At 40.4% G+C, this 8,036-nt stretch carries 4 protein-coding genes; 2 read left to right on the forward strand and 2 right to left on the reverse strand.

Annotated elements, in window-relative coordinates:
• The first annotated feature begins 328 nt into the window (after positions 1 to 328).
• Positions 329 to 706, forward strand: a complete 378-nt coding sequence (locus tag ACM0OY_RS38660; protein ID WP_414574006.1) for a hypothetical protein — start codon at positions 329 to 331, stop codon at positions 704 to 706.
• Positions 707 to 736: 30 nt separating this feature from the next.
• Positions 737 to 3,283, forward strand: coding sequence for a caspase, EACC1-associated type (locus ACM0OY_RS38665; protein WP_414574007.1), 2,547 nt, complete (start codon positions 737 to 739; stop codon positions 3,281 to 3,283).
• A 114-nt stretch (positions 3,284 to 3,397) separates the two neighbouring features.
• On the opposite strand, the gene ACM0OY_RS38670 is transcribed toward ACM0OY_RS38665, so the two are convergent.
• Complete coding sequence (locus ACM0OY_RS38670; RefSeq protein ID WP_414574008.1) at positions 3,398 to 5,317, reverse strand: sensor histidine kinase; 1,920 nt, start codon at positions 5,315 to 5,317, stop codon at positions 3,398 to 3,400.
• Positions 5,318 to 5,394: 77 nt separating this feature from the next.
• The coding region (locus ACM0OY_RS38675; RefSeq protein ID WP_414574009.1) for an ATP-binding protein at positions 5,395 to 8,036 on the reverse strand (2,642 nt) is incomplete at its 5' end.

Here is an 8,036-nt window from a genome sequence, read left to right on the forward strand (position 1 = left end):
AAAAGCAGCTTTTGTGACTTGAAAAGCAACTTTTGTGACTTGAAAAGCAGCTTTTATGACTTGAAAATTAAGTTCCTGAGTCATAAACTTGCTAATTTAAATAAAATTCAGGCAACATAGCCGTCTTGGTGCTGTTTTATAATCCTAGTTCTGTAAAAGTATCGTCTTTTTGGTTTTACAGCTATTTTTGAGATCGATCGCTCCTGTCTCTACTGATTTTTACCTAAATATTACGAGTTTTTGTAAAAGTATTGAAGAAATTTCAGGAAATTTACATAGGCGATATGATGTCATATAGATAAATCACTGCAATATAGTTGACAATCAAATGAGTTCTGAATCTAACGTTAAGCTAACGATCACTCTTAGTAATCCAGATTTAGATGCAGAGGAACAAGAGAGGGAAACGCGAAATCTGCTGCGAGAAATCAAAGAGTTAGATGTGGAAAGTGCAGAACTCGTGGAAGTTAGAGAAATACCTGAAGGAGCTAAATCTGTTGGCGGCTTTTTGTTGGGTGTATTGCAAGCTGAGGTGAGCCTTGCTAATTTTAAGAAATTGTTGGGATTTTTAGGCGATCGCTTGGGTAACAAAACCATTGAATTGGAAGTTGAGGCTGACGGTAAGAAACTCAAGGTGAAAGCTAGCAGTCGGGAAGAATTAACCGCCGCCATTGAACAAGCGCAAAAGTTCATTGCAGGTAACTAAGAAATCCCAGCACTAAGGAAGAATAACGAGATGGCGAAAGTAGCACTGCTAATAGGAGTCAGTGAGTATGAGCCTGGTCTTACTCCATTACCAGCAGCGGCAAAAGATATCGAGGCGATGCAGCAAGTTTTACTGAACCCAGACATTGGCGGTTTTGATGATGTAACACCGCTGCTCAATCCTCAACAATATGAGATGGGGGAAGCCATCGAAAGGTTGTTTGATGGCCGTCAAAGAGATGACCTCGTGCTGTTATTTTTCTCTGGTCATGGTATCAGAGATGAAGAGGGTAGGCTTTACTTTGCTACTCGCAACACTCGCAAAACATTACTTAAGTCTACAACAGTGCCAGCTAGCTTGGTGCATGATGTGATGAGCAAAAGCCGCTCTAAACATGAGGTAGTGATTCTCGATTGTTGCTTTAGCGGTGCATTTGCTGAAGGAATGTTAGCGAGAGATGATGGTTTTGTAGATGTTAAGAACCAACTAGGTGGAGAAGGGCGAGCTATTCTCACTTCTTCGACTTCAAACCAATTTTCATTTGAACAGCCAAGAGCAGATACTTCAACTTACACCCGCTACATAGTTGAGGGACTAGAGACTGGTGCAGCAGATAAAAATCAAGATGGTTGGATTTCTGTTGATGAATTGCATGATTATGCCAAAGGTAAGGTTCAAGAAGCTGCTCCGGCAATGAAACCAGAAATATATGCTATCAAAGAAGGTTATAAAATCAACCTTGCCAAAGCACCTATTGATGACCCTGAACTTCAATATCGTCGAGAAGTTGAGTATTGGGTAGAAAGTGGTAACGGTGAGATTTCTGATGCTGGGCGTGATGTGTTGGATGAGTTACGACATCAGTTGGGATTAACATCTGAGGAAGCTCTAGCAATCGAGAATAAGGTTTTAGAACCTCAGCGAGAGTATCAAAGAAAAGTGAAACGATACGAGGAAAGATTTATTAAAGAAATTCAGCGTGAGTATCCTATAAGTGATAACACTCGCGAAGAATTAAAACGTTTTCAGAAAGTTTTAAGATTTACAGACGAAAATATAGCTTTAATTGAAGCTCCGATAATTGCCGAACAGTCACCTATCTCATCTTCCCCATCCCCCTCAGTTCCTTCACGCCCTCCGAAGAGTAAGTTTATATCCTACATAAGAGCCTTCATTATCGGAATAATCGGAGCCGTGATTGGTGGTACTGTAATATATGTTTTTGGACTTAAAACTACAGTTCAAAGTATAGAAAATTCGTGTGATAAAGAGCCGTATAACTTGGGTGACATAATTAGCCTGGGTGAAGAAGTTTTATTAAAACAAGATACGAACTTAGATAAAGAAGGTGGAGTAAAAGCATTTTTAAATGGTGATTGTTCAACTGCTATTAATAATTTCAATTCATATCGTCAAGCTAACCCCACAGATCCAGAAGCATTGATTTACTTGAACAATGCTAAAGCTCGTGAAAAAGGAGAATGGCTCAAAATAGCTGTGAGCGTACCTATTGGTACAAATCCAAACGTTGCAAAAGAGATGCTACGCGGTGTAGCTCAAGCTCAAGATGAGGTGAATAGCAGTGGTGGCATTAATGGCAAAGCTTTAGAGGTAGCGATCGCTAATGATGATAATGACCCAAGTGAAGCCCAAAAGATTGCCAAACAGTTCACCAACGATAAAACTATTTTAGCTGTAGTGGGACACAATTCTAGCGAAGCTTCAAGTGCTGCTGGTAAAGTTTATATAGGTAAAGGAGGTGAAGGGTTAGTGATGATAGCTCCTACCAGTTTTGATCAAAACCTTACTGATTTGCCCAAGTATATATTCCGTACTGCTCCTACTAATTATTCCTTAGCAGAAAAACTGTCTGATTACGTTATCCAAAAGACTACTAAGCCCAATATTCTTATTTGTATTGATTCAGCAGATGGTTATCAACAATTTAAGAATGATTTTAGGGGAGGAATAAAGACTCATGGTGGTATAATTTCTCGTGAAGAATGTAATATTTCTGATAATAATGTTAGCTTTGGGACAGTAATTTCTAAGGCTAAAGCTACTAGTGTAAATGGATTAGTATTAGCTTTTCCCGTAGACAAAATTCAGAAAGGTCTAGCCCTAGCACAAGCTAATCGAGGACAGTTGCCACTATTTGCCTATCCTTCATTGTATACAGATGAAACCCTAAGAATTGGCAAAGCCGATATTGATGGTATGGTACTCGTTGTACCTTGGCATCCGACAGCATTTCCTAATAGTCCTTTTGTACAAAATGCTAATGCATTGTGGAAAGCCCCAGTAAATTGGCGAACGGCAACATCTTATGATGCTACTAAAGCAATTATTGCAGGTTTACAAAAAAGTAATACCCGTGAAGAACTACAACAAGCGCTGCACGATCCAAGCTTTTCAGTAGATGGTGCAACAGGAAGAATTCAGTTTACAAAATCAGGCGATCGCAAAAACAGTTGCATTTTTTTAGTCAAAGTTCAACCAATATCTGGCAGTGATAAATATAAGTTTGAACCGATTCCGGAAGCTTTAACTAATAGCGATCGCACTTGCTTTTTGTGATGTTTGAAAATAGCGATCGCATCGAGTCTTTCACTTACAAATCACAAAATATCTGGATCTTCCCCCAACTCTCTTAATCTAGCTGCTAAACGAGCCGCTTTTGCAGCCGCCGCATTACTTCTTACTTGTTAAAGGAATACGGATGGTAAACTCTGTTTCACGTCCTGGAGTCGAATCAACTTCAATACTTCCTGCATGTTTTTCTACAACAATTTGATAGGCGATCGCCATTCCTAATCCAATTCCCTTGCCTACAGGTTTAGTAGTAAACATGTGGTCAAATACTCGTTGCTTGACATCCTCACACATGCCAATACCGTTATCGTAAATCTGAACGATCGCATTATGATTTGACTGGTCAAGTTGGGTTTGAATCCTAATATGATTGGGCTTGGTTTTAGTAGCCTCAAAATTGCGTTCTTCGCTGGCTGCTTCTAGTGCGTCGATGGCATTTACCAGAACATTCATAAACACCTGATTGAGTTGCCCTGCATAACATTCTACCTGGGGTAAATCACCGTATTTCTTAATAATTTGAATTTCTGGTCGTTCCGGCGTCGCTGTCAGGCGATGGTTGAGAATCATCAGAGTGTTGTCTAATCCTTCATGAATGTCTACCAATTTCATGTCTGCTTCATCAAGGCGAGAGAAATTACGCAGAGACAGCACAATTTGACGAATGCGCTTGGTTCCCACTTGCATTGATGTCATTAGCTTGGGTAAATCTTCTGCCAGAAACTCAATATCAAGATCCTGTGCGCGATCGCGAAGTTCTGGTATGGGATTTGGATAGGCTTGTTCATAAAGCTTTAGCAAATCGAGAATATTTTCAGTGTATTCACTGGCATGGTTGAGGTTAGCATGAATAAAATTGGCAGGATTATTGATTTCGTGTGCCACCCCTGCAACCAATTGTCCCAAGCTAGACATTTTTTCAGTCTGGATAAGTTGAGCTTGGGTATTTTGCAATTCTCTCAAGGTTTTGGTGAGTTGCTGCGCCTGCTGGCTGGAAATCAAGGCGCGATGGCGAATCTCTTCATACATCTGTAACTGTCGCCATGCACTAATCAACCCAACCACCAGCAATCCTCCTAGAACCGTAGCCAAGATATTCAACGCCTGCAATGGCGATTCAATGTTTTCTTGTGGCACAATCAACGCGATCGACCAATTTGCTTCTCTCAGCGGAGTGTAAGCAACATAGCTCCACTTGCCATCTAGTTGAGCTAGTTGAATATTTGTGCGTTTCGCCACCATTCGTTGAGTAATTTCAACTAACTGGGGATTAGGAGAGTTGAGGAAACTCTGGGCGACTCTTTCGGGTGTGCCAATTAGTCGCGTGTCGGGATGGACGATGGGAACTCCTTGAGAATTCAGCGCAAAGGCATAGCTACCCTTGCCTTGCTGTAAATTGTTAACTACCTCAATTACCCGGTTAATCGGAATTCCTCCCATTAACACGCCTGCTGGCTTTGTGCTTGTTTTGCTAGGAATCGGGGAACTAATTTGAATCTGTAACTGTTTGGTTGTGCGTCCAATAACTGGGTCGGCTGCTATGGTTTCATCCGCTATACTCCGCTGAAAAAATTCTCGGTCTTGGACATTGAGACGATCTCCTGGAGTATTCATTAATCGACCATCTGGCGTAACTAAGGCCATGAGCAAAAAAGTTTGCAGCCGCTTTAACTCAGATTGCAAGTAAGGTTCCATCAATGACCAATCAAGCGATCGCACCACAAGAGAATTTGCCAAAGTCTTAATTTCTGTCTTGCGAATGGCTAACCAGTTATCAATATCATCCTCGCCTTGTTGTGCTTTTAAGAGTGCTTCCTGCTTGAGACTGTCGAGCAATAATCCTTTAACAAAATTGTAACTAGTGATGGCGGTGGCGCTAATGCTAATGGACAACATCACCACAAGTGATAATAACAGTAGGTTTCGCGATCGCCATTTCAATAAGTAGTAACTTTTTTGATTTTTGACATACATTTTGGGGTTGATTTTCAACCAGTTTTTCGATAATTTAGGTATCATTCTTGCTCATCTCCAACTTAAAAACAAAAACCAAATTGCCCAAGTAAAAATGCCAAACAAAGATGAGGTTTTAATTTTTAACGTTGTTGAGTAGAAATTTTAATGATAAACTCTGTGCCTTGTCCTATTTCGGAAGTGCAGGAGAGGGAACCACCATGTGCTTCTACTATAATTTGACGAGCGATCGCTAATCCCAATCCTGTACCTTGACCTACAAGTTTAGTAGTAAAAAGATGGTCAAATACTTTTTGTTTAACTTCCGGTGACATCCCTACACCATTGTCAGCAATCTTAATCAAAACCTGATTACCTGAATCTACTACACGAGTTTGAATGGTAATGCAATTGGGGTTGGCTAGAATTGCTTCTAGACTCCGCCCTGTATTATATTCTTCAAGTGCATCAATGGCATTTGCTAACAAGTTCATAAACACTTGATTGAGTTGTCCAGCAAAACATTCCACTAAAGGTAAATCACCATAATCTTTAACTATTTCAATTCCCGGACGGTTTTCGTTAGCTTTTAAACGATGTCTGAGAATTAAAATAGTGCTATCAATACCTTCGTGAACATCAAAGGGAACTTTATAATCGTGATCGGCTCTGGAGAAAGTTCGCAGACTATTGCTGATACTGCGGATACGGCTAACGCCCAATTTCATCGAGTCCAGTAATTTCGGCAAATCTTCGCGTACATAATTTAAATCCATCGCATCAATTTCGTCTTCAATTTCTGAACCTGGACGGGGAAATTTTACTTGGTAAAGGTTAATTAGCCCAAACAAGTCTTTAATATAATCTTTCGCTGGTTCAATGTTACCGGCAATAAAACCAATAGGATTGTTGATTTCATGAGCAACACCCGCTACCAAATTCCCCAGGGCAGACATTTTTTCACTCTGAACTAATTGCAATTGCATTGTTTGAAGTTCTTGCAATGCTTGTTCTAATTGTTGCTTTTGCTGTTGTAGCAATTTTTCTGCTTCCTGGCGTTCGGTGATATCTTCACTTGTCGCAAGGATGCCAAAAACATTTCCTTCTTTATCTCGTAACGGAATTTTATTTGTATTCGACCAGATTTGTTTTCCGTCTGCTCGCTGCCATGTTTCAATAATGTTAAGCTCAGCTTGTCCAGATTCCATTATGCGGCGATCGCATTTGACATACCAATCCGAGTCTTCATGAGGCCAGGGAAGCTGATAGTCAGTTTTACCGATGATATGTTCTGGTAATTTTAGACCCGCACCCTCAGCAAAGTTGCGGTTACAGCCTAAATAAACACTATTGAGGTCTTTCCAGAAAACAGACTGAGGAATATTGTCAATAATTAACCGCAAAAATTCTTCGGTTCGCCCAAGATTTTTTAAAGTATATTGTGCCTGTTGATACAATCGAGCATTTTCCAGCGAGATTGCAAGTTGAGTACATAATAGATTGAGGATTTCCACGCGATCGCTCGTAAATGCCCCAGTAGTCAGATTGTTCTCTAGGTACAAAATCCCCAATAGTTTGCCTTGGTATAAAATCGGCATACACAGCAGGCTTTTGGGTTGTTGACGTATGATATAGGGATCTGCGATTAGCATAGAATACATTGCTGTATCAATAATGATACTAGCTTGCAGATTACGTTTCACCGCATAAATTAGACTACGGGGAACCTCCGTGCTATCCTCGATAGGGACTGATTGGAGAACAGTTGATTGCTGCCCAACTTCTGCTGTCGCCTCAACGACTAATCTATCTTCTTTGAGCAGTAGCAATACACACTTATCTGCACCTGCATTTTCAATGACTACAGAAAGCAGTTTAGCAAGTAATTTTTCTATTTCAATTTCGCTGGAGAGAGTCTGAGAAGCTTTGAGAACTGTTGTCATATCTAGCATCAATGATACATTTGTGCTAGAAGTTACTGATTTGCTGAGGCTGGGATGCAAGGTAGCGAAGCTATCATTGGTTGCGATGGTGTCATTAGGCGTAAGCGGCGATACTCTTTGAGAGTCACTTCGTGAACGCGTTTGTTGTAAAATCGGAGCTAACAGTTGGGGATAGCGCTGTTCTAGGTCATCGATTTTAGCTTTGGCATCCCAACGAGCGTAGCAATAGTATGCATCAATCAAATACTCTTGGGCAATGCGTTGTTTGCCCCATTCTAAGTAAAACTTGGCTGCGAGTTCATTGGCAAGTGCTTCTTCGTTGAGGTATTCGTTTTTCTTAGCTTTGGCAATGGCGCGATCGTATAATTCGATCGCATTCATATACTTGCCAGAAATTCTTGCCATTTCCGCAGATAGCAATAGATATCTATGCAGAAAGTTTTTTGGGCAATTATTAGCCCAGTTTTTCTGAATTTGTTGATGTTCTTCCATAATTTCCCAATACTGCTTTTTCTCATCTGATGTCGCATTGGGATAAACTGCTGCCAAAGTCAGTGGATAATAGAAATGATATTGAATAATTGGGAAGAAACCAGAGTTAGCAGGCAGGGTTTTCTGAACTTCTTCTGCTGCTTGAATTGCATCAGTATAACGACCATAAAGGTACGATAATTGGATTTTCAGAAAACAGTACCAGTTAATTCCATGCTCAAAGTTATGCTTTTGTCTCCAAACTTCTATGTACGGAATATTTTGGTTATTGTCATGATCCCAGAAATCAGGGTTTTTCAAGATGCCTTGTAAGTTCAGGAGAAACTGCCGCTGTAAAGTAAATGCGTACA

It is taken from the genome of Nostoc sp. CCY 9925 (genome assembly GCF_963920935.1).
GTDB lineage: Bacteria > Cyanobacteriota > Cyanobacteriia > Cyanobacteriales > Nostocaceae > Nostoc.